The organism is Roseiconus lacunae (genome assembly GCF_008312935.1).
Classification (GTDB): domain Bacteria; phylum Planctomycetota; class Planctomycetia; order Pirellulales; family Pirellulaceae; genus Stieleria; species Stieleria lacunae.
This window is the reverse complement of record NZ_VSZO01000008.1, coordinates 213,614-238,979: the sequence shown is the minus strand read 5'-3', so window position 1 is coordinate 238,979 and position 25,366 is coordinate 213,614. Positions and strand designations below refer to the sequence as shown.

15 protein-coding genes are annotated in these 25,366 nt (G+C 54.5%); 6 read left to right on the top strand and 9 right to left on the bottom strand.

The genetic code is table 11. The annotated features are described in order from the left end of the window. Positions 1-24: 24 nt before the first annotated feature. Positions 25-1,128: a DUF2235 domain-containing protein gene (locus FYC48_RS12420; protein WP_149497029.1), complete on the top strand. Its 1,104-nt coding sequence runs from the start codon at positions 25-27 to the stop codon at positions 1,126-1,128. An 82-nt stretch (positions 1,129-1,210) separates the two neighbouring features. On the opposite strand, the gene sthA is transcribed toward FYC48_RS12420, so the two are convergent. After that, the gene (gene sthA / locus FYC48_RS12415; RefSeq protein WP_149497028.1) at positions 1,211-2,596 is read right to left on the bottom strand and encodes a Si-specific NAD(P)(+) transhydrogenase; all 1,386 of its coding nucleotides are present in this window, start codon (positions 2,594-2,596) and stop codon (positions 1,211-1,213) included. Between the two features lie 50 nt (positions 2,597-2,646). Here sthA and FYC48_RS12410 point away from each other — a divergent pair, with 50 nt between their 5' ends. Beyond that, positions 2,647-3,519 carry a carbon-nitrogen hydrolase family protein gene (locus tag FYC48_RS12410; RefSeq protein WP_149497027.1) on the top strand — a complete coding sequence of 291 codons (873 nt, stop codon included), beginning with the start codon at positions 2,647-2,649 and terminating at the stop codon, positions 3,517-3,519. A gap of 199 nt (positions 3,520-3,718) precedes the next feature. On the opposite strand, the gene FYC48_RS12405 is transcribed toward FYC48_RS12410, so the two are convergent. The 3 genes from FYC48_RS12405 to FYC48_RS12395 form a co-directional block, all read right to left on the bottom strand. Next, a complete protein-coding gene (locus tag FYC48_RS12405; RefSeq protein ID WP_235034219.1) occupies positions 3,719-5,017 on the bottom strand; it encodes a polysaccharide biosynthesis/export family protein in 1,299 nt (432 codons plus the stop codon). 87 nt (positions 5,018-5,104) lie between these two features. Further along, on the bottom strand, positions 5,105-6,721 hold the full coding sequence (locus FYC48_RS12400; protein ID WP_160149486.1) for a tetratricopeptide repeat protein: 1,617 nt from the start codon (positions 6,719-6,721) through the stop codon (positions 5,105-5,107). A gap of 358 nt (positions 6,722-7,079) precedes the next feature. Then, the gene (locus tag FYC48_RS12395; protein WP_149497025.1) at positions 7,080-8,195 is read right to left on the bottom strand and encodes an EAL domain-containing protein; all 1,116 of its coding nucleotides are present in this window, start codon (positions 8,193-8,195) and stop codon (positions 7,080-7,082) included. 456 nt (positions 8,196-8,651) lie between these two features. Here FYC48_RS12395 and FYC48_RS12390 point away from each other — a divergent pair, with 456 nt between their 5' ends. From FYC48_RS12390 to FYC48_RS12375, 4 genes are all read left to right on the top strand, one after another. After that, a complete protein-coding gene (locus FYC48_RS12390) occupies positions 8,652-9,977 on the top strand; it encodes an ATP-binding protein (RefSeq protein ID WP_149497024.1) in 1,326 nt (441 codons plus the stop codon). A 27-nt stretch (positions 9,978-10,004) separates the two neighbouring features. After that, positions 10,005-13,199 carry a serine/threonine protein kinase gene (locus FYC48_RS12385; RefSeq protein WP_149497023.1) on the top strand — a complete coding sequence of 1,065 codons (3,195 nt, stop codon included), beginning with the start codon at positions 10,005-10,007 and terminating at the stop codon, positions 13,197-13,199. 493 nt (positions 13,200-13,692) lie between these two features. Then, positions 13,693-14,652 (top strand): HDOD domain-containing protein, encoded by a 960-nt coding sequence (locus FYC48_RS12380; RefSeq protein ID WP_149497022.1) that lies wholly within the window; start codon positions 13,693-13,695, stop codon positions 14,650-14,652. Positions 14,653-15,006: 354 nt separating this feature from the next. Then, positions 15,007-16,290 (top strand): sialate O-acetylesterase, encoded by a 1,284-nt coding sequence (locus tag FYC48_RS12375; protein WP_149497021.1) that lies wholly within the window; start codon positions 15,007-15,009, stop codon positions 16,288-16,290. Positions 16,291-16,434: 144 nt separating this feature from the next. On the opposite strand, the gene FYC48_RS12370 is transcribed toward FYC48_RS12375, so the two are convergent. The 5 genes from FYC48_RS12370 to FYC48_RS12350 all read right to left on the bottom strand — a co-directional run bounded on the left by FYC48_RS12370 (position 16,435) and on the right by FYC48_RS12350 (position 24,921). Then, on the bottom strand, positions 16,435-17,343 hold the full coding sequence (locus FYC48_RS12370; RefSeq protein ID WP_230778923.1) for a ThuA domain-containing protein: 909 nt from the start codon (positions 17,341-17,343) through the stop codon (positions 16,435-16,437). Between the two features lie 198 nt (positions 17,344-17,541). Continuing rightward, positions 17,542-18,945: a DUF1501 domain-containing protein gene (locus tag FYC48_RS12365; RefSeq protein ID WP_149497020.1), complete on the bottom strand. Its 1,404-nt coding sequence runs from the start codon at positions 18,943-18,945 to the stop codon at positions 17,542-17,544. A gap of 124 nt (positions 18,946-19,069) precedes the next feature. After that, positions 19,070-21,826: a DUF1553 domain-containing protein gene (locus tag FYC48_RS12360; protein WP_160149485.1), complete on the bottom strand. Its 2,757-nt coding sequence runs from the start codon at positions 21,824-21,826 to the stop codon at positions 19,070-19,072. A 187-nt stretch (positions 21,827-22,013) separates the two neighbouring features. Further along, positions 22,014-24,185, bottom strand: a complete 2,172-nt coding sequence (locus FYC48_RS12355; RefSeq protein ID WP_235034218.1) for an ABC transporter permease subunit/CPBP intramembrane protease — start codon at positions 24,183-24,185, stop codon at positions 22,014-22,016. Between the two features lie 7 nt (positions 24,186-24,192). Beyond that, positions 24,193-24,921, bottom strand: coding sequence for an ATP-binding cassette domain-containing protein (locus tag FYC48_RS12350; RefSeq protein WP_149497018.1), 729 nt, complete (start codon positions 24,919-24,921; stop codon positions 24,193-24,195). Positions 24,922-25,366 lie beyond the last annotated feature (445 nt).

Sequence of the window (25,366 nt, the reverse complement as noted above, 5' to 3'; positions counted from 1 at the left end):
GATAATCGGGAGAGTACGTCAGGGATGGGCAAGAACATCGTTGTTTGCTGTGACGGAACCGGGAATGAGTTTGAAATCGATCAAACGAATGTCCTTCGTTTGCACTATGCATTGCAGACCGACGAGAACCAAGTTGCGTTCTATTCACCGGGAGTCGGTACGTTCAGCCCATCGATGGCGTTGACTCGGCCGGGACAGGCTCTGAGCCGAACGATGGGGCTTGCACTCGGCGTTGGCTACCGCCAGACGATCGAGCATGCGTATTGGTTCATCGTCGAACATTTTGAGCCCGGCGACCGGATTTATTTATTCGGTTTTAGTCGTGGTGCCTACACCGTTCGTATCATCGCGGCGCTATTGCACGGCGTTGGGATTCTATGGCGAGGCAATCGTCATCTCGTTCAGTACGCGCTTTCAGAAATCGAAAGTCGTCGCCGGAAGCGAATCAACTTTGAGCGACTCACACGATTCCGAAAACAGTTTTCGCGTCCCCTCTATGAAAAACCCTTCATCTTTCTCGGGGCTTGGGATACGGTGTCATCGATCTCATGGGCGTACGACTATCTACGTTACGCTTACTCCGCGAACAATCCAAGCGTCAGCGTGGTACGGCACGCGGTGGCGATTGACGAGTATCGGGCATTCTTTGCGCAGAACCTTTTCACGCGTCGCGAAGACCAAGACTTCAAGGAGGTCTGGTTTGCCGGGTCACATTCGGACATCGGCGGAGGCTACTGCGAGGCCGAAAGTGGTTTGGCGAAGATCACGATGCAGTGGATGGTAATGCAAGCGTTTCAGGCCGGTGTTGTCTTTGATCCGATCCGCGTTCAAAAGTTACTCGCCGCAGAAACACCTTCGTCTTATGCCGATCAGCTTCATCGATCGTTGACATGGAGGTGGTGGGGGGCCGAGCTGTTTCCGAAGCAAACTCATGGGATGCGCATCCCGCGTCCCCACTTGGCAAGACGTCGTCAACTGATCGCATGGGGCCGTGGCAAAAAACTGGTACGTCGGAAACCTGTGATCCACGAAACGGCGATCCGACGCTATGAAGATCAGTCACTGAATTACCGGCCCAAAAACTGGCCGACGGAGTACGACGTCGAACCGGAAATTGAGACGCCTTAGCCTGATGCCGCGAGGGCAATCGTGGCTGTCACCTGCCACGGTCCGTTGCGACCGGTACTCGCTGCCGGGGCGCTATGGTGTTTTAGAAGAGCCGGTTGTATCCATTTAGCGCGGCGACGCGATACGCTTCGGCCATGGTCGGATAATTAAACGTTGTTTCGAAGAAATACTCCAAATTCAAATCCTGTGAATCCATGACCGCTTGGCCGATGTGGACGATTTCCGATGCGTTCGCACCGAAACAGTGCACGCCGAGGACTTTGAGTGTTTCGCGGTGAAACAGAATTTTTAACATCCCCACGGTCGTGCCCATGATTTGCGCGCGAGCAAGACTCTTGAATTGAGATTGGCCGACTTCGTAGGGAATGCAAGCTTCGGTGAGTTGACGCTCTGTCTGGCCCACCGAACTGATTTCTGGACTGGTGTAGATACCCGTTGGGATATCGTCGAGTCGCAGATTTCCGTTTTTTTGTTCGAGGATGTGCATCGCGGCGGCGCGGCCCTGAGTATAGGCCGCACTGGCAAGCGACGGATATCCGATCACATCGCCGACGGCATAGATGTGTTCTCGAGCGGTTTGGAACTGCTGGTCGACTTCGAGTTGTCCTCGCTTATTGACCTGCAAGCCAACGTTTTCGAGTCCCAATTCCTCGGTGTTTCCGCTACGCCCGTTGGCCCACAACAAAACATCCGATTTGATACGTTTGCCACTTTTAAGATGCAAGATCACGCCATCGTCGGTCCCTTCGATTCGATCAACGACTTCGTCATGCCGGATGACGACACCTTGATCGCGGAGATGGTAGGCGAGTGCATCGACGATTTCATCATCAAGAAATTCAAGCAACCGGCTACGCGTGTTGACTAAGTTAACTTTGACGCCCAAGTTGCGAAACATCGAGGCGTACTCGGTCCCGATCACCCCCGCACCATAGATCGTGATCGTGCCGGGTTTTTCCGCGAGGTCCAGGATCCCATCGCTGTCATAGATATTCGGATGATCGAAGTCGACATTGGGCGGATGATAAGGCCGGGTCCCGGTCGCGATCACAAACTGTTTCGCTCGTACAGGTTCTTTCTCGTCGATTAGAACCGTATGGTCATCAACGAATCTGGCGTGCCCAAATTGAATTGGCACATCATTTCGATCATAAAACGATTGCCGCATCGTGACTTGTTTGGCAATGATTTGTGCGGTGCCGCGACGCAATTGCTCCATCGTGGGACTGGCGTGAATGCCCATTTCACGGAAGACCGGATTTTTGAGCACATTCATGGTGTTGGTGATCGTATACCGCAACGCCTTGCTAGGGATCGTTCCCCAATGGGTGCACCCGCCGCCGATCTGACGATAACGTTCGGCAACACCGACCCGCAAACCGCCTTTGACCGCTTGCATCGCGGCGCCTTCACCGCCGGGTCCCGTTCCGATCACGAATAGGTCAAAATCAAAGTCGGAATCGCTCATTTAAGTCCAATGGGTGTTGAAAGTACTCGTATGCTAAAGCTGGTGTGACGATGTTGATCGCTTGTGCCCAGACCGACATTGAATTTGCCGCCGTCGATCGCAACGTTTCTCGCGTTTGTCAGTGGCTCGAAAAGGCGGCGCAGATCGATGTCGTGGATTCAAAAAAAACGGGACGCAATCTCGGTGCCGATTTGGTGATTTTTCCCGAGTGTATGCTGACCGGATATGTGTATGAGACACGTGACTCGGCGTTCAAAAACGCCCTCACGCTCGATTCACCGCAACTGCGCAAGGTATCGCAAACCTGCCAGGCATGCCAACTGTTGGCAGTCATCGGTTTCATTGAACGAAAGGATGACCAGATTTTCAATGCATGTGCCCTGATCGGCGGGCAAGGCATCCTGGCATGCTATCGCAAGGTCCATTTGCCGCATTTGGGGATCGATCGGTTTGCCGACCGGGGTACTCAATCGTACGAGCCTGTCGAGGCCTCGACCGCCCGCGGCAGCCAATTCAAGCTCGGCATGGCAATCTGTTACGACGGCTCGTTTTCCGAACCCTCCCGATGCCTAGCCCTCAACGGGGCCGATCTCGTTGCCTTACCGACCAATTGGCCGCTCGAAGGCCAGCAAGTGGCCGAGATCGTTCCACGGGCGAGAAGTCATGAGAACAACCTCTTCTTTGCGGCTGCGAATCGAGTCGGCTGCGAAAACGGAACCGTGTTTTCCGGACAAAGTTCGATCTGTGGTCCTGACGGAATCGTACTCACCGCGGCCGACGCAACGAGCGAGATTTTGATCTGGGCAGAGATCGATATCGAGCAAGCGAGAACGAAACGGATCGAACGTGTACCTGGCGCTCACGTAATCGACCGTTTCGCCGATCGGCAACCCGAATACTACGGCCGGATCATGCGAAGATAAGACTGTCCACAAGAGGATATGATGAAGTTTCGGAACTCGCCGAGAGTTTCGGTTTGTCGTCCTCTTATCCCGTGTGCCATACGCGTTAACACCGGGCGTGCGTTCAACTTGGTTTGTCGAGGGTTACTTTCCACGGTTTCGTCGCAATTGCCGGGGCTTCGGCGATTTCATACCAAGCGAGGTGAGAACCCTCGATCGATCAGTCCGTGTCAAATGAAATCGGGATCACCCCATAGATTCCACGTGTGAAGACCTGATCGATCCAGTTATCCAAGCGGACGATGGGACGATCGGGAACGATGACCACGTCACCATCTCGCAACCAGATTTCGTCGCTCGGGGTTGGACGTCTGCCATAGACGGCGCCTTGCAAATCCAACATTGTCGAGACCAAACGCCAGTCTTCGGCGCGTCGTAGTACGACCACCTGACGCATGTTGCCGTCTGGAGTGTGGCCTCCTGATTGGGCGATGGCTCCCAAAGCAGTCGTTGGAGTGGTCAGTTCGATGCGCGAAGGATTCGCGACGTTGCCAAGTACGTAAACAAAGTGAGACGCTTGCTGCGTCAGGATCGGTTCGGCCTCTAGACCGATCACGATCTCTTGATAGCGTAAGTTGATTTCTTTTTTCAACTCTGGCAGAGAGAATCCTTGCACGCACAAGCCACCGATTCCCGGTAAACGGATTTTGCCGTCGGGCATGACGGTTACGGTCAAAGCTTGTTGCTGGAGTCCGCTTGCGCCACCGACCGCGTTGCGAATGTCTTCGGCAAGTTTGTTGACCACCACCGGCGTAACGTCGATGGAGGGTTCGTCATAGAGTTTTGTATACTTTTGCTCGAGCACGTCTCGCAATTGTCGGACGGTCAAACCCGCCGCATGAATCTGGCCCAGCAATCGGACCGTGATCGTCCCATCAGGCTGAATGACCAAACCGCGTTCAAGTGTGCCTCGTTGAAGATCTTCGTCGGCGACCGATTCGATCAAAACCTCATCACCTGGGGCCAATCGATACTCACCTTGATTTTGACGACGCGTGATCAAGTAGAAAACTTGAATTTGATCGCCGGGGCGCAAGCGATAAACGCCCAAGTGTGCCAATCGTGAAGGTCCCGCGTAACCGCCCGGCCCATAGGCGTCAAAATCCATTGGCCGCATGTTTCGCCAACGTCCTTCGCCGCCACAAGTGTCGCCACAATCGACCCCGACCATGCACTTCGGACAACCCGATTGACACGGGTAACCGCCGGGGACATTTCGACAGCCGCAGGATTCGTCGTCCGAGAAGCGGGCGTCAACGCTGGAAGTCGGATGAACCAAGTTTTGTCGGTTGCCTGGCGGTGTGACTTCGGAAGGCGTTTCATGCATCATCGAAGACAAAGTTTGGGCATACAGTCCGCTTGTTTGATCGATCGATGTAGCCACTAGGAACGGTCCCATGGCGATCAGAATCGCGATCGAACGAAGAATCTCCATTCGTGTTCGTCGTTGATTGTTCATTTGAGTTCTTGCTGACGAAAACGTTCGGTGTGATGAATTCGGTGTCGCCAAAAGCGGGCGACCGCGATGATGGGAGAAACGGGAGCCCTACCAGAATCGCAGTTTGTTGACAAAACGCTTGACGGGCGAAGACGTGGGCCGCTGCGGGGTCGCGGCTTGTTCGGGAAAATGTGTTGTTCCGGCAGGCTGTGTCGACCGGCCAGACAATGTGTTCGGTGTGCCGGCGTGACCCGATGGGATAGCCACCGATTGTTTTGAACGGGGCATCCGGAATGCCGCGAATTCCGTTGACTGGCGATCGTCAGATTGCCGAGCGGACGTAGGTCGCGTCGGGACTGAGTGATGGGGCATCAGGTCTTGTGAAGCCATCACGTTCATCGGAGGGGAGATCGCGGCAAATTGGTCGGGAGAAAGTTCAACGATTTCCGGCATTCGTCGCGTCGGCGTCGACTGCGGCATCTGCCGTCTTAGACTTGCGGTCAAACGTAACGCGGCTTCGCGATCGCCTAATCGTTCGACCACTTTCGCGAGGGTGGCTGCGGTCTCGATATCGTGATCACCGTTTAGATCGATCGCATGCTGAAGTGTGAATGCTGCCTCGCGATCCAGGCCCATGTCGGCGAGTTGCATTCCCAGTCGTGACGCGAGTGACCCGTTCTCGGGTTGACCTTGAAGTGCGGCACGCCGAAAGCACAATGATGTTTCTTCGGGTAAGCGGCTTTGTTGGTCTCGCCCTAATTCGATCGCGGCCAGAAGATCAAGTGCTTGTGCGGCGGTGACTTGAGATTCAGCCAAACTCGCCAGTTTGTTTCTGGCATAGTCAAAGTAGCGATCGGTTGCTTCGGTTGACGTCAAGCCGGAAGGCAGACCTTGCCCGGCAGACAAGTCAACTTGAAAGACTGGTGTTTGATGAGAGGCCGCGATGGCCGCCAGGCGATCGAAGTCAATCGAAGCTCCGCCTGTCATGAATTCTCGCCCTTCGACGATGGCCAATTTGGCGTTTCGAAGGTCGTTCACCGCCGTTGGTGAAGTTTGCGAAACGGCGGTTTGACGATCGGCAACATCGATGCCCGTCGCGATCAAGTGCAGTGCTTTCCATGCCGATGCTTCCGCGGATGCCCAAGCTCCGACACGGTATTCGCGATAAGCGTCAGCGAGGTGTTGCTGACTGCGATGCGTACAAGAGTCCGTGGTGACCGACTGCAACCAGCGACCGTCTTTGGCGGGTGTGGAATCGACGGATGAAGTGCTTCGGATTTTCGCGAGGCGTCGCGCGGCACGTTCGATCGGCGATTGCGGGGCATCATCAGCGAATGGTGCGACCGCTCGTTCACGCTCCGGCGCGGATTCGACCGTCGCCCGGATGCCCCGATTTGCTCGTGGCAAAAATTGATCTAGGTCGGGATTGGTCGCATAGCGATCGACGGTTGAATCATCGGCACGGTTGTCGGTCACGATGGGAGTGCCGATTAGTGATGCGGCGACTTCACCTGACGTTTGTCGGGTCGCTGGGGGCTGAGCTGCTGCCCGCTGAGTCGCTGTCGGTTTGGGCAGGCGACGAGGCGTCTTGTTGTGCTGCGTCCCGGCGACCGAATGATTGCGATGAGCGACATCGGTCGCGATGGTTTGGAGATACAGCGGGTGCTGGATCGGATCAGAAGCACGAATCGATGCGTCGGACAGCCAGCCGGAAATGGGTGCCAAAGTTGCGCAGGGAAACACGAGCGACTGGACTAGCAGTCGTCGGTAAAAAAGCGAATTCCTATTTCGCTCACTACACTTCATGGCATCCTGTCCTAGCTAAGGTTTGTGTCGATTCCGGGAGGAACTCAAACCTGAAACATCGTGTTTCGCGTCCATGCGGGTCGCGTTGAACCATCGTTAAGACCGAGCGTACGCCAGTCCTGTCGTGTTGATCGGACGGGTTGCGACGACTGGCGGCATAAAATCGGTGATGCCAAACGTTCCGAATCAGGGTTGACCGATCGATCCGTTACAACCGACAAAACTTATCAACCTGGCGATGCAAGCAAAAATCACTGGCGGTCAAGAAACCGTCAGATTAGAGGGGCGCCGGACGGCCGTAGTAGTAGCCTTGAGCGAGATCGAAGCCGATATCGACACAGGCTTGTGCTTCGGTTGACGTTTCGATGCCTTCGGCGAGCGCTTTGATTTCTAGATCGCGAACCATTTTGACCAGTGTTTCAAGCATTTGCCGCCGGGCCGCGTCGGCATGATCGATCGCGTGAATCAAACTGATGTCGAACTTGACGTAATCAGGACGTGATTCGATCAACTCGGCGAGTCGGGCTTGGCCGGATCCAAAGTCATCGAAGGCCAATTCAATATTTAGGTCTTTGACGGCGGCAGAAAGTTCTCGCATGACAGTCCGGTTGGTCACGCTCGCTTCGTGAATCTCTAGCACCATGTCGGCGTTGTCAGCGATCCGTCGCACTTTCACTAGCGAGTCGATCAGTTTGGCCGAATCTTCCATCTCTTTGGGATGGGTATTGACGAAGAGATTTGGACGCGGCGGCAGGTCCCGCCCAACGCGGATGCCCTCCCAACGCAACAACTGGCTCAGTTCGACTTCCAAATTCAGTTGACTGGCGGCATGAAACATCGCCGCGACGGACTCGAGTCCAAACACGCTACCACGACCAAGGATCTCGTGACCGATGACCGCTTCGCTATCGATTTCGACTATCACTTGAAAGTGTGGACGGACGAGTTTTTCGCTCATCATCCGATCGAACTGCACCAGCGCGAGTGCTTCATCGCAAACGTTCTTCGCGATCGTACCGGTTGCTTGACCTGTCGGTGACTGTCGCAGAACACGAAAAGCGGCTTCGGCGAAGTGAATTAGATCTTCTTCTTCGATAACCACTTCGCCTTCGATTCGCTCGCCGTTGACATAGGTGCCATTCGTGCTGCCTAAGTCGCAAAGGTACAAGATGCCGTCGCGTAGGCTTAGTTTGGCGTGTTTCCCGCTAACGGTATTGAATTGCAACTTAAGTGAGCAACCCGCCTTACGCCCGATCGTAAATTCCACTTCATCGATTGGCAGGTGACGAAGCGTGTCACGCGGCTCCAACGAACCCGACAAAAACCAAACGTCACCGGACAAAGCGGTTCCGTGGCTTAGTCGTTCCAATGCGGAGCTGTCGACCGAACTCATTGCGAAGGATCATTCTATAGCGAGCGTAGTACGTCACGACTGTTCGGTCGTGGGGGAAACTCCCTAAATCTAGGTCGCACTTTGACAGGGGGGGAAGGATCGCCGCAATTTCTGTCACGAATTTGTCTGCTTCCCCTCATCGCGTGCAGTAGACACTGTGATCGGATTTGTCTTGGACTCATCTGCCGGGCGATCGACCAATCGGCGGACAGCAACGTTCTTGATTGGAGTGTCATCCGTAGCTCGCATCTTATGGCGAGTTTAAAGAGTCAGGCTGGGACAGGGTGACGGGGCAAACAGAGCATTTCTTTCCCAGGAGTGGGACTTCGCGTTGCTACGAAGAAGACATCCGGGGGGGCGAGGGCATTTGCTTAAACGCAAGCTACTCTTACATCGAGTTGCTTAGTAGGACTCTCAAGCCCCACACCTACCAAAACGCAATATCGGTTTATCCCTATGTCTGTTTCTGTCCACGATACACAAGCGGTCGACATCGGCTTGCTCGGCAGTCTTTTGACTGATGATACGTTCTGGCCAGCGGAAACCAATTCGCTGCCTGAAACCGGACTCAGCGATTCCTATGTCGAGGGCCTAATCTTAAAAACGTTCCTCAGCGTTGGAACGATGAGCGGTCGCAATCTTTCCGAGTTCATCGGATTGCCGTTCAAGGTGATCGATCCCATCCTTGATGCGATGCGCACGCGAAAGTTGATCGCGCATGTTCGCCCCGCTCCCTTTAACGACTACTACTACTCGTTAACCGAGATGGGGCAGAACCGAGCTCAGACGCAGATGAAGCAATGCAGCTATGTCGGCCCGGCTCCGGTTCCCTTGTCCGACTACGTGCTCAGTGTCGAAGCACAGGCAGCCGGACTTGATCCGGTGACCGAACGGCAACTGAGCAAAGCGATGTCACAGATTTCGTATCAACGTGAACTTCTGGACTGCTTGGGACCGGCGATCAACAGCAATTCTGGCTTATTCTTGTTCGGCGAACCTGGAAACGGAAAAACGACGATCGCCCGGTGTTTGACCGAATGTCTAGGGCAAGAAATCTGGATCCCCCATGCGATCCTGGATGATGGAAATTTGATCAAGCTGCAGGACGATGCATTCCATCGGTCCGCTCCGGTGCCCGAAACCAACGGGAAAATTCTTAAGGCCCAAGAGTGGGATCGACGCTGGTTACGGATTCAGCGCCCGACGGTAATGGTCGGTGGTGAGTTGATCATGGACAACCTAGAAGTACGCCATGATCCTCGAAGCAATATCTGCGAAGCGCCGCTGCAGATGAAAAGTAACTGCGGGTGTTTGTTGATCGATGACTTCGGACGTCAACGAATCGCACCCGAAGAGTTGCTCAATCGGTGGATCGTCCCGTTGGAGAATCGGTGTGATTTCCTAACGCTTCCGACGGGAAAGAAAATCCAGATTCCGTTCGAACAATTGTTGATCTTTTCAACCAACCTCGACCCCAATGACTTGGTCGATGAGGCCTTCTTGCGACGCGTCCCCTACAAAATTTTCGTTGGCGATCCTGACGCGAACGAGTACCGGGAACTGATGAAGAACGTCATGCGGCAAATGGGATTCGCCGATACGCCGGAAGCAGCCGAGTACATGTTGGCGTTTTACCAAAAGACCGATCGTAGTCCGCGTCGCTGTCATCCACGTGACCTTTTGAAACAAGTCGAAGCGTTCTGCAGATACCGGCAACAGCCACCATCAATGCGTCCGGACTATCTCGAACGCGCCTGCCGTAGTTACTTCAGCGACCTCTAATCGCCGCTCGTGAATTTAATAACGAAGATGCCCACTGTCACGAATCATCTGATCGAAGCCGGATACGAACCGATCGAAGGTTATGTCCTCGAAAAGCGACTTGGCCAAGGCGGTTTTGGCGAGGTGTGGCAGGCCGTTGCGCCAGGCGGTTTGAAGAAAGCGGTCAAGTTTGTTTACGGCAGACACGGCGAACGACATGCTTCACAAGAGCTTAAATCGCTTGAACGCATTCGTGGTATCCAGCACCCATTCATTTTGACCTTGGAGCGATTCGAGTTCATTGATGGGCAACTTGTTATTGTTACGGAACTAGCAGACGGAACCCTAGAAGACACTTTTCGCGGGCATCGGAAACGTGGATCGTGTGGTGTCCCTCGTGACGTTTTGCTGAATTACCTACGTGATGCCGCCGAGGCGCTCGACTACTTGCATCAGCATTACAAGCTTCAGCACTTGGATATCAAACCGGGCAACCTTTTGATGGTCGGCGGGCGCGTTAAGGTTGCGGATTTTGGATTGCTGAAAGACCTCGGCGAAGCGGATTGCAGTTTGGTCGGTGGTTTGACACCGATTTATGCGCCACCAGAAGTTTTTGACGGCCGGCCGAGTTTGCATAGCGACCAGTATTCTTTAGCGGTGCTCTATCAAGAAATGTTGACGAGCACCCGTCCCTTTGATGGACGAACGATCGCTCAGCTAGCGACTCAGCACGTTCATAATGCTCCCAACTTATCTCCGCTACCGGCCACCGATCGACCGATTGTCGCGCGTGCTCTGGAAAAACAACCCGAACGTCGATTCGAATCATGCGCCGATTTCGTCAACAAGCTAGTGAATCCACATGGCGTCGTTGCGGTTCCAACTGAACCGCCACCGGCAACCGTGTCCGCCGATACTTCGGTGGTTGATCTTCCTCAGTTGACCCATCAGCAGCGAGATACGCCTGGGACGCAGCCAACACAGACGTTAGTCGTCGCCTTGGGCGGCACCGGTCTTGACGCTTTGAATCAGATACGGAGTCGAGTTTTCGATCGAGGGGCCAGTTCACCGCTGACGCTCCACAGTGTCCTGATCGACACCGATCGAGACGCCACTCAATCGGCAATGTTAATTGATCCGACCGATCAAGCGAAACGGCCATACATTGTCACCGCAAACTTGAAAACGCCACAGGAGTATCGAACGGCGGGGACTCAACGCCTCGCGTCGATATCTCGGAGGTGGATCTATAATGTTCCACGCAATGGGCAAACCGGCGGAATGCGCCCACTCGGTCGGCTCGCGTTACTCGATCACAGTCAACAAGTACTTGAAACCCTAGCCAACGCGGTCGCTGAACTGAAAGATTCAGTCGCCGATTCACTCGGAGATCAAGGCCAGCCCCAGAAAAATCTGCCGCTGAAGGTTTATGTGGTTGCCTCACTGACCGGTGGGACCGGCAGCGGAATGTACTTTGATGTCGTCTATCTGCTGCGTCATATCCTTGACGAGCAGGCGCTCGAAAGTGTCTCAATTGTCTCGCTTCTGACGACCAACCGATTTCAAGGTGACCCGTCGAGACCGATCGCCCTGCACGCGACCAAGTCCGCGCTGAGCGAGATGGAGTATTACCTTCAGCCCGGGCACGGTTATCCGGGAGATTCGGGAGTCGGTTGGCCGTCTGTTCCCGCCGCAAGAACCCCGTTGCATGATGCCTACGTGATCGCACCGGCGGATCGAGCGGATGAAAGACGCGTCACCGAGACCGTCGTCAGTTACCTGTGGGCCGACGCGACCGTCTGTCGCCATTGGTTCGAGAACGGACGGGAACTCGATACGAAAACCACCACCACGCCGTCCCTGCGAACTGTCGGCCTCGCTCAAATCGGTGAGCCGAGCGATCGACAAGCGGCGCTCTTAGGACCACACCACGCTAAAGAGCTGTTGCTCACTTGGCTCGGGAATCCCAAAACATCCGAAGCTCCAGCTACAGAGTTTGCGAAGCGAATCGTTCGTCGCTGCTATTTGGATACGACACCTCTGCGGGCAGTTGTGGAACAGTGGTTTGCGCCCGATCGCTCTGGGCGGCGAAGTCTATTGGCGGAACAGCTAAATAGCCTGGATCCTTCCGAACTGCATGACGACGATCGTATCCATTCCTGCATCAATCATTGGTTGAATCACGTGATCGATGGCGAACATGCCGACTTGATCGCCGATCAGTCATTACAACAGGTGAAAAGAGACCTGCGGCTATTTTTACAGGACCGGCGACTCGATCTCTCCTCGACAATAACCGCACTGCGATTGCTAAAGTCTCACTGCGACGGTCTTCGTCAGCAGTTCGTGGCTGGTGAAAATTCACCGCAAACACCGAGTTCGCCCACTAATCAAGCGTCCACGAACGGTCGGGATGCTGCCTATCATCGGGACGCCTTGGCGAAAGCTTGTGATCTTGGGGAGATGTTGCTGACTCGAAAAGCACGCCTTGTTGCGATTGACATCGTCAATGAAATCGGGACCGGACTGACCGAGCTTGTCGAAATTTACTCCGATGCGTCTGCTAGGGTCGTACAAGGCATTCAGACGCTCTCGAAGGAACTCGATGGCCAACCCAATCCCTGGGATGATCCGAATAGCCCACCCGAATCGCCTCGGAAAACGGTTCTGCTAAGGCTGCATGAAAATTGTGTCGCCTCTCATCTCTTCACGGTGATCGAAGCTCCGAATTCGACGGCGATTGAAAATTGGGTCGCCGAACTCAAACTGGAATCTTCAGATATCACTCGGCAATGCATCAAAGAATCGACGGACACAACTCAGGATCGCGATTTCGGCCCGTCTTGTGAGACGACGACATCGATGTTACCCAACCAAGCCGCCGCGTCGGACACCAGCGGAATGGACAAGACCCAGACTTGGACGGGAAGTTCCGTTCCCAATGTCATGTCGGTGGAGGCAGCGATTGACGTCGTTCGCCCGACGTTGATGGAATGTGGCGGGAAGCAGCGGATGTATTTGATTTGTCGTGATGAGCACGAGAAGAATGAACTGCTAAGCCAAATGCCGGAATCGTCACGAGAGCACGTCTCAACGTTTGTCGGCGGCACTGATGCGCCGTTGCTGATTCACGAAGGGCAGCAAATTTCATTGGCCGGTATCCTCGGATGGCTCGACTCGCTGACGGGAGACGACGGAAAAATTAGTCGCCGACTGGCGTCCCGAAGTGATCTCGATTGGTGATCGTTTCGCTGGTCTGAGATTCTGTTGTTTCCATCGGATACTGGTGCCAAACTCTTTCACAGATGATTTTGGCAACCTATCCTGGGGGGTGACTCTGTCAACTCGTGGGTAAAGCAATGGTTCATTGTCCTCGCTGTCAAAACCGTCCGTCGGAGTGTTTTCGCTCTCGTTGGTTCAAGCAACTCATCCATCTGCCGTTGCTTCGGATCCGCTGGCGATGTATGCGCTGCGGGACCAAGTTCAGTGATTGGATTTGGGCGAGACCTCCGCGGGATCCGTTTAATCCTGACCCGAACGAAGGTTGACTTTCTGCAGTCAACGCCGCCGACGGTGTGCCATTTGGACCATCGTTAACGGAGCGAGGGTTTTCCGACTTTGAATTCGCATCGGAGATTCCCTCGCGAGCCGGTTCGTTGAGTGATTGCGACGTAGGTTTCCCAAGACAAACGTTTAGTTGGATGTCGGAAGACATCGGTGGGAAACGGAATTGAGCATGACGAACGAAAAAACGATTCAGCGGATTGAGCGTCTTATCCAGCGTCCGGACCTTCTTCATACTCCCCCCGAAGTTGCACAATCGCTGCTGCAACTGACTCAACAAGAAGACTGCACGACGATGGAAATTGTCGAGTGCATCCGGACGGATCCGGCGATGGCAAGTCGGGTGATGCGTTTGGTGAACTCACCGCGGTTCGGACTGACCGCACCGGTGACAAACCTCAATCAGGCCGTCACGTTGCTGGGCCAGCGTAGCATGCGGTTGATCGCGATGACGTTCAGTATCACGCATGCGTTTTCGCACGGTTCGGCACGTGTGCTGTACAATGATTTTTGGCGTCGCGCTTTGACCGTTGCGTCAGCCTCCTTCCAGTTGAGTAAGCGGTTTTCCGAAGTCGATGCCCAAGACGCATACACAACCGGACTGCTCGCCCACGTCGGCACGCTATTGCTTGCTCAGGCAGAAGGTGAATGGTATTTGGCGTTCTATCAGCAGCATGTGGGACTCGAGCTCCCGATCGCAGAGCGTGATTGCTACGGCGTTGACCATGCAGAAATCGGAGGAATGCTGCTCCGAAATTGGAACTTTCCCGATACGATCGTCTCGAGTGTTCGCGACCATTTGGATGATCGCGCCAGGAGCCCGCTCGCTCAAATCGTCCGTGGCGGTGCTCTGATTTCCGGTGCGATTTGGGACGCCAACAGTAAATCTGTAAATGCATGCCGCGATTTGCTCCAACAGCGGTTCGGCATCGACATGGAGGAGTTTACGGAATTGGTTTTAAAGTGTCGTGACGAGGTAATTTTGGAACTCGAAGTTTACGGCGTCGAATCGAAGTCTCCGCCCGATCCTACCAAGCTGCTCGAACTAGCCCGCCAGCGATACATGGAAACATCGCTTCAATCCGCACTCGAAATGGATTCATTCGATTCGATCTTTGAACAAAATCTGTAGCGATCCGACTGCGGGTCATGCGCCGAATCATTAGGCAGCCAGATTCGCCGACAATTTCGGTCTGTCGTGCTTCTCACTAGCCATCAGAAGAACGGAAACTCTTCGGGACCGTGTGCCAACTTCAGCCAAGACCGGGCACGCGACTTTGCCGTCGCTTTAGGGGCAATGGTTAAGCGTCGATTTCTACTACCGACTTTCTGAGCCAGCGATTACGGTTGGATGGATGTCAGGTGGATTCACTGGGGCCCTGGGTTGTCGAACGCCGTCGAACTCCCACTGATCGGCTTGGTTCGTATAAATTGATTCTCGTCCATCGACGCTGCTACTTTCGTTCACGTAAGGGAATCAATCAACATGTCGCGAACGCCATTCCACCGCTCCGCAAACGTCATCCGTCGGGGGGGCTTGATGCTGTTAGCGATCGTTGGGCCGGCTCTGTGTTTCTTCGATGCCGTTCACGCCGGAGAACGGAAATCGCTGAAAGTATTCGTACTTGCCGGCCAATCGAACATGCAAGGTCACGCGCATGTCCGGACGTTTGATGCGATGCGTCTCAATGATCAAGCTGCTCCGTTGCTTGAAAAGATGCTCGATGCCGATGGCGAACCCGTCGTTTGCCAAGACGTTTGGATTTCTTCAATCGGCTCTTCCGAAATCGAGCAACATGGTCGACTGACGATCGGCTACGGGGCCGAACGTGGGGGACCAAAGATCGGCCCCGAATTCACCTTCGGAATCTACCTTCATCAGACGCTCAAAGAACCGATCTTGTTGATCAAAACAGCTTGGGGAGGGAAAAGTCTAAATACCGACTTCCGGCCTCCAGGTGTCGAGCCATATCAGTTTAACGAGCAACAGTTGGAACTGTTTCAACGTCAAGACAAAGACATCGAGGAACTCAAAACAGCGAAACGCGCCGCATCGGGGCAGTATTACCAACGAATGATCGAACATGTTCAACACGTGTTGAAAGACATTCGGCGCGTCTACCCCGACTATGACCCCGAGCAAGGTTATGATTTGGCTGGATTTGTCTGGTTCCAAGGTTGGAACGATATGGTTGATCGTGGAACCTACCCGAATCGGGATCAACCTGGCGGATATGCCGAGTACAGCCGACTGCTTGCTCAATTCATTCGTGACGTACGCACGGACCTACAAACGCCAGAGCTACCTGTCGTGATCGGAGTTTTGGGGGTCGGCGGTCCGACTGAATTGTATGGTCCAGACCAACAGCGATACCGATCGACGCATCAGGAATTCCGTCAGGCAATGGCGGCACCGGCGAAAATGAATGAGTTCGATCAGACCGTCGTCGCCGTATTGACAGAACGATACTGGGATCAAGAGGTCGTACGCCTACGTCAAAAAGAGAAAACGATCAAACCTAGAATCGATGAGTTGAAGACGCAAACCAAAGCGGGAGATCTTTCGCGTCAAGCAAGCCTACAAGCGATCGAATCGCTCTACAAAAACACTTTCAGCGAAGAGGAGCTGACGCGTCTTCGAGAAAGTGTGTCCAACGGTGATTACCACTACATGGGGTCGGCGAGCATTCTCGCTCCGATCGGAAAAGCTTTCGCCGATGCGATGGCGACGTTAGTAACGAAGTCCCAGTCATCAACCAAGTCGAACTAGCGCTCGGAAAATGATTGTAGAATTACCCTGCAGCCAAGAGCGGCACACGGCAAGCTCGGGGAGGTCATCCTTGTCTGGCGCAGAAGGTTGGTCATGCTTCAAACAATCGCAACGTCGAAGAACATGACCAGCAATCCAGGCCGATCACTTTGGGTCCAAATTTGCGTCCAAGTCTGTTTTGGATACGTCCGATTGAACACCATTGACGGGGACGTCTGCTTTGGCAATCCAAAGCACCGCGTTTAAGACAACTTTGCGGAAATTCTCGTCCCCCCAATTGTTATGGAAATGGCCTCCGGTAAAACCGAAACCACGGCCACCGTCGGGGCGTTCGACCGCCCACATCATTGCTTCGGCGCGGCCGCTCGATGCTTGAATGTGCTCGTACGGACCTTTGGGGTATACATAGGGACCGTCTCGAACATCATCAGATGGAGACGCGACGAGAATCGGCGTGAACGTCATTCCGTTGGTTTCGGTAGCTTCGTTGCCATCGATATCGGATAGGAATCGCATATTGAAGTACCATTCGTCTTTGATTTTGAATGGCTTTACCCCGTTCGCGATCGGGTGCTCTGGAAACGTCGTGAATCCCGGTTCCCAAATCGGGTTGCAGGAAAACATGTGGGCGTAGTGCCCGCCGATCCAACGTTGCATTTCCTTCCCGGCTTGATCCGGAACGACTTCAACGCCGTAATGCATGAAGCCCAGCCCCATGCCGTTTTCCGTCCAGCCCTGAATTATTCTCAAGCGGCGACCCTTTTCTTGCACAATCTCGTGCCGTCCGCCGCCATCCATGAAGAATACGACTGCATCAGCGTCATCGAAGATCGATTCGTCTTTCGGCCATCCATTCAAGACGAATTCCACCTCCAGATCGGCCTGACCTTGCAAGCACTTGGTCATCAATTGGACGCCGGCATTGAATTCATGCATGCCCGGCGGATGGGAAGGCTTGCCAGCGACAAGAACGACTTTTTTAGTCTCCGCCAACGCATCGCCGGCGAGTAGGAATAGGCTGGTCAGGACCAGTGCGACGCAAGAACGTTTCAACGCCGTGCTCCGAAAACATGAGGTGGGAAATCAGGTGGGCAACTCAATTGCACTCCATCATAGCACGAATCGATGCCAACATAATCACATTTGCGCTCGCCGGCGTGCCCTCTCGGTTCAACGCGCGTGCCGTGCGAATGGCTTTCAAAGCAGAGAGCCGTTCGCAACCCGAGATCAGGCTGTTTTACGGCTAATACGCTACGCTAGGACGTCTTTAATCACATGCCCGTGGACGTCGGTGAGTCGGCGATGGATCCCGTTGTGGTAAAACGTTAACTTCTTGTGGTCGAGCCCGAGAAGATGCAGGATCGTCGCGTGAAAATCGTGCACCGTCGCTTTGCCTTCGGTCGCCGCGAATCCGAAATCGTCGGTAGCACCGTAACTAAATCCTCGTTTGACGCCCGCTCCTGCTAGCCAGCAAGTGAATCCGTTTGGATTGTGATCGCGGCCAAACGTTCCCGCCTGGAACATCGGCATTCTGCCAAATTCTGTCGCGAAGATCACAAGTGTGGATTCCAACATCCCCCGCTGCTTAAGGTCCTTCAGGAGGCCCGCGACGGGTTGGTCCAAGATTTCACCGTGGACGTCGTATTGCTCCTTTAGTCGACTGTGTCCGTCCCAGTTGATTCGTCCCCCCGAAGCGTAAGCGCCGTTAAAAAGTTGGACGAAGCGAACTCCGCGTTCGATTAGACGACGAGCTAGGATGCAGTTTCGAGCAAACGCAGCTTTCGTTTCATTCTTGCTATCGGCCCCATAAAGCCGCCGTGTATGCCCCGATTCCTCATCCAGTGAAACAACATCGGGAACGGACAATTGCATTCGAGCTGCCAGTTCATAGCTTGCCGCCCGCGCCGCAATCGTTTGATCACCGGAGAACTTGCGGCGCATCTCCCGCTCAAGCCGAAGCAGTGTTTGTCGTGCGGAACGATCGGCATGAGGAGAAACCGAATCGGGCCGCTGCAAGTGCCGAATCGGTTTCGTTGTACTGAACGGCGTGCCCTGGACCGCGGCGGGTAGAAAACCGCTGGCCCAGTTGTTTGGCCCTGACTGCGGCATCCCACGAGGATCTTCGATCGCAACGAACGCGGGTAGATTCTCGTTTTCACTACCCAATGCGAAGTTAACCCAAGCTCCCATGCTAGGGAAACCATCAAACGTGAACCCGGTGTTCATCACGTTTTCTGCCGGGCCATGTGTGTTTGACTTGTTGGTCAATGAGTGAATGAAGCATAGTTCATCGGCGATCGATCCGATTTGAGGAACCAAATCCGAAATCATTTTCCCGGTCTGCCCTCGAGGGCGGAACTTCCAAAGCGGCGCGGTCAGGTTTCCGTTGGGACCTTGGAACGAAACCAAGTTTTCCTGGCCGGGCATCGGTTTACCCTCCAAGCGAATCAACTCCGGCTTGTAGTCGAACGTGTCGACATGCGAGATCGCACCGGAGCAAAAGATCTCGATCACTTGCTTGGCTTTTGGCGCAAAATGAGTTGCGGCAAGCGAAGGCGATCCACCGTTTGCGTCCGCAAGCGACGTCATTGCGATCGATGATAACGCTCCGGCAGATTGACCGAGAAAACGTCGGCGGGAACTTTGCATATGCATGGGATTTCAATCGCAACAACAATCTGGATTAAGATCACATTCCAAGCGTCATTGCACTCTCGCAGGCATTGTTGATGCAATGTGTCTGAGAGCGCGTACGAGAAAAACGATTTGGAATAGGCTCTTACTTTAAGTACAAGAACTCACTTGAATTGAACAGCACCCGGCAGACCTGTTCGATTCCATGCTGATCGGCAAGTTTAACCATCAATTCAAGCTCTTCCGGTTGCGGATGCCGACTGAAAACGATTTGCCAGGCTTCGTCGACAACCTCGGCAAGCGACCGTTCAGCGGATACATCATCGGGTTGTAGTCGGCTTGCGAAGTAGGCCGCTTGACGCATCACAAACTTGCTGTTGAACAGCCCCAACGCTTGCAATGGTGTTACCGACTCGTTTCGACGTGGCGTCATTTGTCCGGCATCGGGGCAATCGAACGACCCGAAAATGTCGATCGACTGCATTCGAATTTTGTGCGCATAGATCATCCTTCGCCAACCGCTTTCGTCAAACGTTTCCTTGGGGTGATAATCTGAAAGTCCGCCGCGACGGTTGAAGAAATCAAATCCTTTACCGCCTTTCGTTCGGTTCAGTTTTCCACTGATCATCAACATCGAATCGCGAATCGTTTCTGCGTCGATTCGGCGAGGCGGGAAGCGCCAAAGCAGGCGTGATTCGGCATCGATCGCGATTGCGTCGTCGCGTGGTAAGCTGTCTTGGCGATATGTTTTCGACATCATGATCTGTCGATGCAGCCACTTTAGGGACCACTGATGATCAATCAACTCCGCCGCCAATCGATCCAGCAGGACTGGGTGTGAGGGTTCGGCGCCCATCTTTCCAAGATCCGATGCCGTCTGCACCAATCCGACGCCGAAATGATGTTGCCAAACGCGGTTCACAATGACGCGTGCCGTCAGCGGATGCTCGGGGTCTGTCAGGTGATTGACTAAGGTCAAGCGTCGCCCCACTTCGGCCGTCACCTCGGCGTCGTCGTTAGGCAGACCCGCGTCGCCTTTGGGGATCTCTGTCAGCAAGGCTTTCGGCGGCAACGGTGATACCTGATCGGCTCGCCGCATCGGATCACCACGTAACAATAAAAAAGTAGGTTCGGGGGAGTCATCAAATCTCGCAGCGTATGTCTGCGGCCCATTTGCAAAACGTGACCGCTGACTTTGAAGCGATCGTATTTTGCTTAGTAGATCGACAAGCGTTTGAACTTGATCAGTGGGGACGCCGGCAAGGGAAATTCGATCGGGTTGCCGCCGGTCGGCTATGATCGGAAGGCGATCACGAGAGTCGGCAACGGTCACCCATTCTTGATCGCTCGGGCGGAGGATCTCGATCGTGTATTCGACCGGAGTTGATTGACCGGCATGCCAGACGACACGATCAATTTTCGTGGGCCGTGCGAAGTCGACCTGAATCCATGCCTCACCGGATTTGGCGGCGACCCAGGGAAACGCTTGGCGTTTATCGATTGAACCGTCGATTGCATTCTCGTGGTGTCGTGTCTGGTTGGCGAGCGCATAACTTGACGCCGATGACTGGGCACCGGATTTTGCGAGCGCAACGTTGGTCGCGTCTTCAGTTCCGCTTCGCACGGTGAAAGCTTCCAATTCGTATAGCGACGCAGTCCCGTTGGTCGTTTGCGTTATCGTCATACGCATCGCAGCGGCATCGATTGGGGCGAACGCCTCTGTCGTGACTCCGGTAACGGGGTGTCGCAGTTGATGATCGACTCGGAAGGCTTCAAGCTCGTCGGTAAGCAATGCGAGTTCCCGATCGATCGCCGGAACTCGCGTGGCCCAATCGTCGTTCAATGCTCCGCGTAGTCTACGATCTCCGTACGAGAGTCCTGCGAAGATGGCTTGCATCGAGTAGTAATCACGCTGGCTGATCGGATCAAACTTGTGATCATGGCAGCGAGCACAACCAATCGTTAAACCGAAGAAACTCTGGCTGACCGTTCGAATGACTTCGTCAAGTTCATCCTGTCGCGCTTGCCGCATCGCTTCGATATCGCGACCGACTTGGCCTGGCAAGTTCGCCGGTCCGGCAACCAAAAAACCAAGTGCCGCATCCTGCCCGGTGACGTCTCCGACAATTTGATGACGAATGAATTCGTCGTAAGGCATGTCGTCGTTGAAAGCCTGGATGACCCAATCGCGATAGTGATACGCGTTGCGGCGTTCGGCATTGGTCTCAAATCCGACGGTTTCGGCCCAGCGTATGACATCCAGCCAATGCTGTGCCCAACGTTCGCCGTACGCATCGGATGCGAGCAGACGTTCGATGACCGTGCCGAAGGCTTCGTCGTCTGGTCGGCGGTCGCTGACGAATGTATTCACCGATTCGATCGTCGGCGGCAAACCAGTCAAGTCCAACGTAGCCCTTCGAATCAGCGTTCGCCGGTCGGCGACCGGTGAACGCGATAAACCATTTTCGTTCAATTTGACTTCAATCGCCTGGTCAATGGCGGTTGTCAAGTCGATGCCTTGTTCTGATGACGCTGGCTTGACCGTGATCGGGTGAAATGACCAGTGGTCTGTCGAGTCCGCATGGATCTCTAATTGGTGTGAATGAACCAAGTCACCAAGAAATCGCTGCCGCGCTTCATCATCGGGCTGTTCGGCGTCTTCCGGCGGCATCGTCTTCTCTTCGACGATTCGCCAAACGGTCATCCAAGTCAACTTGGAATGAGACTCCGGGTCTTCAACGAGGTCGTCAACACGAAAATCGGCTTCGGCCCCGTCGCCACTGTGGCAATCGGCGCAGTATTGATTCAAGAATTCAGCTTCTCGCTGCGATTCCTGGGGACTGGCAAAGGCGGGACCGCACGCCAGGAGGCATGCGATGGTCAGCAAGGTGGGAGGGCGCATGGCGACAGTATAAGCGTAATACTGGCGGCCTGCATCCATTCCCTAGCGTCTCACGGGGCGCTTCGTGGGGCCGGCATTAATAAACCGGTTCATTGCCCGAACCGGACGTTTCGTTCCGATTCAATCGCCGATATGAGACAGCCTCGGATCCTGAGCAATCACCATAGGATTGAATTTAGACGCGGCACTAAGCGGCAGCTTGTCCGACAGGTTTCGGCGTCTGGGATGGATCGATGGTCACGCTTCGAGATCCAAACCAGACCGTCGCTAGGCCGGCAAGGGTGACAAGCGATAGGCTTGCCAACCACGTCATCGGCAGATGCCATTGATCGGCAGATCCATCGCCAAGGAACGTCAACTGGTCCTGGTATTTGGCAACCAATTCCAGCAGCGCATTGTGGGTAAAGTGCATCAGGACACCGGGCCAGACACTGCCGGTCCGGAAGGCAAGCCAACCGAGGATAATTCCCAACAGGGTTGTGGGAAGAAAACGTTCAACCAGGAGCGTGTTTCCGGTGATCACATGGAACAATCCAAACAGCACCGCCGTTGCAAAAATCGTTCTCCAAGGTGAAAGAATGTTGCGTAGCGATGTAAACAGAAACCCACGGAAGCAGAATTCCTCGATCACCGCAGGAGTGAGCGCTAGGCATGCGATCAACAACCAAGCCGGTGCGAGCTTGAAATTCTCGACCGTTTTTTGAGTCTTCGCAATTTTCTCTTCATCCAAAATTCCGATACCAAGCTGCTGAGCTAGTACGAACAACTCATGTGCAAACACCCAAGCTCCCATCCCGATTAGCAGCGCACCGACGAAGCTAATCCAGTTTGGCATCGTCAATTGGTATGTCGTGGACAACGCCGATTTTGTGAACTTCGCCGCGAGCAACGGGATCAGCCCGAACACCAGGATCAACGTCACCGCACTGAGCACCAGCACAATACCGATGTCCAAACCGGGGACGATCCGCATCAATGAATTGCTGATGATGTAATAGGCAGGCACCAACAACGCCAACGTCATCGCCGCGGTTTGAGGCGAAGGACTAGGCGAGTGCTTTTTGGGCCGATGCAGCATCGACGCGAATGTTTGACCGCTGGTCCGACTGACCGCATCGACGCCAAAACACATCGAAGCAACGGCGACGGCGGCTCCCGCGTAACCGATGGTACTAAAGATGGTGACAACCGCGGGTAATGCCGACGCGGTGCCCTGCAAAACTTCGCGGGCCAGTAAAACGATATTGATCAGCGGCGCGATTGCGAGCGGTCCAGATAATGTCACCCCTGGGAGCAACGACAGCATTCCCGGTGTAAGCGAGAGCAACATGATTGGAATGAGGTACGCCTGAGCTTCCTTAAACGAACGTGCGAAGCTGGTCAGCGACAATAGCACGGCGGAAAAGAACGCACTAAAGAGCACGAGGAGCAGCAAGATTTGCACGATTTCCAGCCATGGAAACCCTTGTTCGCCCCCCGTAATCAATGGCAACAAGCCACCGATCCATAGTGTGGTGAACATCGCTAGCATGTTTGCGATCGCGGTTAACAAGGCGACCGTAACCACGGCGACGTACTTGGAGAACAGAATAAACGTCCGCGGCACCGGCGACGCCATTAACGACTCCATCGTCCCACGTTCTCGTTCCCCGGCGGTTAAATCGATCGCCGGATAGACCGCACCGGTGATCGTCATCAAGACCAAGACTAACGGAACGATCGTACCTAACATCGATGGGGCTTCGGCGTCACCGACATTGCCAAGGTCTATCCTTGGCGGTGGTAGGTAGTTTTGTTGTTTACTCGCGGCCGCCTCGGCGTACGACAAACGCAGCCAATGCAATCTCTCGGTCACAATCCTCGCGGCAGCTTCGCTGACGTTGTTTCCTTTCAAACTTCGTAAGCGGATTGTCGGCGGTGCCCCATCGTCGATGAAGGCCGCCAAGTCGACCATCCCGGCCTTGAGAGCGTCTTCGGGTGGAGAGTCACCGGAGGTATTGATGACATCGAACTTCGCCACGCGCCCGTTGCTCGAGTCGACGATTGCCTGGGGCGGTTGACTGAGCGGGCTTTCCAGCCAAGTCAACAATGCGGTGCCTTCCTCGTCGGTCGCCACACCGATCGCATACGGGATTTGATCTGCCTCACGCGCCGCCGAAAGCAAGAAGCGGTTGAGGGCCATACTCAGCAACGGATAGACCAACAGCGGCATCATCAACAACGTGATGATCGTGCGCCGATCCCGTAGTGTTTCGCGAAGCTCCTTCTGGCACAAACGCAACAAACGTCGGCCGGTACCGAGAGACCGCGGCCGGGCCGCCGATCGTTCCGGCGGCAATTTTGATGAATCCAAAGCCACGTGCGGTTCAGTTCCTGATCAGATCGACAAAGATGTTGACAAGTGATTCGTGCCCGGTTTGCTGCTTGAGTTCCTCGAGGGTCCCGCAGTACTTCAGTCGCCCGGCATGTAACAAACCGAAGCGATCACATAAACGCTCGGCTTCGTCCAGGCGATGCGTACAAACAGCAACCGCCTTACCGCGGTCACGAAGAATTTCAATGTAATCGAAGATGGTTTGTACCCCGACCACGTCCAGCCCGCGGGTGGGTTCGTCGAGCAGCATGACCGGTGGGTCGTGGATCAAACCGCGGACTAACGTCACACGCTGCCGTTGTCCCGTGCTGAGCTCTCCGGCACGACGATCGAGCAAACGTTCCACGTCCAGTAGCCGTGCCAACTCGACCGTTCGGCTTTCGGCAAGGTCTGCCGGAACCGCATACAAGTCGGCGAAATAATACAGCATCTCACGAACGGTCAGCCATGGATACACGCCATCACTGGCCGCGACAAATCCAAGTCGACTCTTCACACCCATCGGGTCTTCGGAGGTTCGCAAACCGTCGACTTCTGCCCAGCCCCCGTCGGGAGCCAGTAAACCCAACACCATTCGCATCGTGGTTGTTTTTCCCGCACCGTTGGGACCAAGCAACCCGAACACTTCTCCAGGGTGGATGGTGAAAGAAACGTTGTCGACGGCGGTCAGCGTCTCATCGCCGAGGTCGAACCGTTTGGTGAGTGACTCGATGTGCAGCATACTGATTCGATAAGATGAACGTGAACGCCGCGACGACGTATGGCACCGCAGGAAATGCGCCACGCCGAGAGCCTTGGTGCGATGAAATTCGGTCGAAGTCGCCGTTACGATTCGGGCCGGTATTGTAGAGCATTCGTCAACACGGCGCATCCCGGGGGGACCTCGTAGATCCCCCCAGACGGATCGGTGCCGAACGCGCTGGGCATGATACGTGACAATGCCGGCAATAGTTCCGGACGGTCTCTTTTTTTTACTTCCGGGGGGACTTTCACACCCTTTGGAAGATCCAACGCCCGGATCTGGCGTCGGCAGCCTACTCAGCTAGACCAAAACCTGGATAATTGGCCACTTTGGCGATGGTCGCCGACCGGTCGCCGTTACTCCGTTTTCGCCTCACTCGTCGACTCCAACGATGTCGCCGGAGCCTCGCGTTTTTTTCTCGCCA

What these genes read in the sequence shown, in the direction of transcription:
- FYC48_RS12420 (WP_149497029.1), top strand. Translation starts at nt 25, where the DNA reads ATGGGCAAGAACATCGTTGTTTGCTGTGACGGAACCGGGAATGAGTTT.
- sthA (WP_149497028.1), bottom strand. Translation starts at nt 2,596, where the DNA reads ATGAGCGATTCCGACTTTGATTTTGACCTATTCGTGATCGGAACGGGA.
- FYC48_RS12410 (WP_149497027.1), top strand. Translation starts at nt 2,647, where the DNA reads ATGTTGATCGCTTGTGCCCAGACCGACATTGAATTTGCCGCCGTCGAT.
- FYC48_RS12405 (WP_235034219.1), bottom strand. Translation starts at nt 5,017, where the DNA reads ATGAACAATCAACGACGAACACGAATGGAGATTCTTCGTTCGATCGCG.
- FYC48_RS12395 (WP_149497025.1), bottom strand. Translation starts at nt 8,195, where the DNA reads ATGAGTTCGGTCGACAGCTCCGCATTGGAACGACTAAGCCACGGAACC.
- FYC48_RS12390 (WP_149497024.1), top strand. Translation starts at nt 8,652, where the DNA reads ATGTCTGTTTCTGTCCACGATACACAAGCGGTCGACATCGGCTTGCTC.
- FYC48_RS12385 (WP_149497023.1), top strand. Translation starts at nt 10,005, where the DNA reads ATGCCCACTGTCACGAATCATCTGATCGAAGCCGGATACGAACCGATC.
- FYC48_RS12380 (WP_149497022.1), top strand. Translation starts at nt 13,693, where the DNA reads ATGACGAACGAAAAAACGATTCAGCGGATTGAGCGTCTTATCCAGCGT.
- FYC48_RS12375 (WP_149497021.1), top strand. Translation starts at nt 15,007, where the DNA reads ATGTCGCGAACGCCATTCCACCGCTCCGCAAACGTCATCCGTCGGGGG.
- FYC48_RS12365 (WP_149497020.1), bottom strand. Translation starts at nt 18,945, where the DNA reads ATGCATATGCAAAGTTCCCGCCGACGTTTTCTCGGTCAATCTGCCGGA.
- FYC48_RS12360 (WP_160149485.1), bottom strand. Translation starts at nt 21,826, where the DNA reads ATGCGCCCTCCCACCTTGCTGACCATCGCATGCCTCCTGGCGTGCGGT.
- FYC48_RS12350 (WP_149497018.1), bottom strand. Translation starts at nt 24,921, where the DNA reads ATGCTGCACATCGAGTCACTCACCAAACGGTTCGACCTCGGCGATGAG.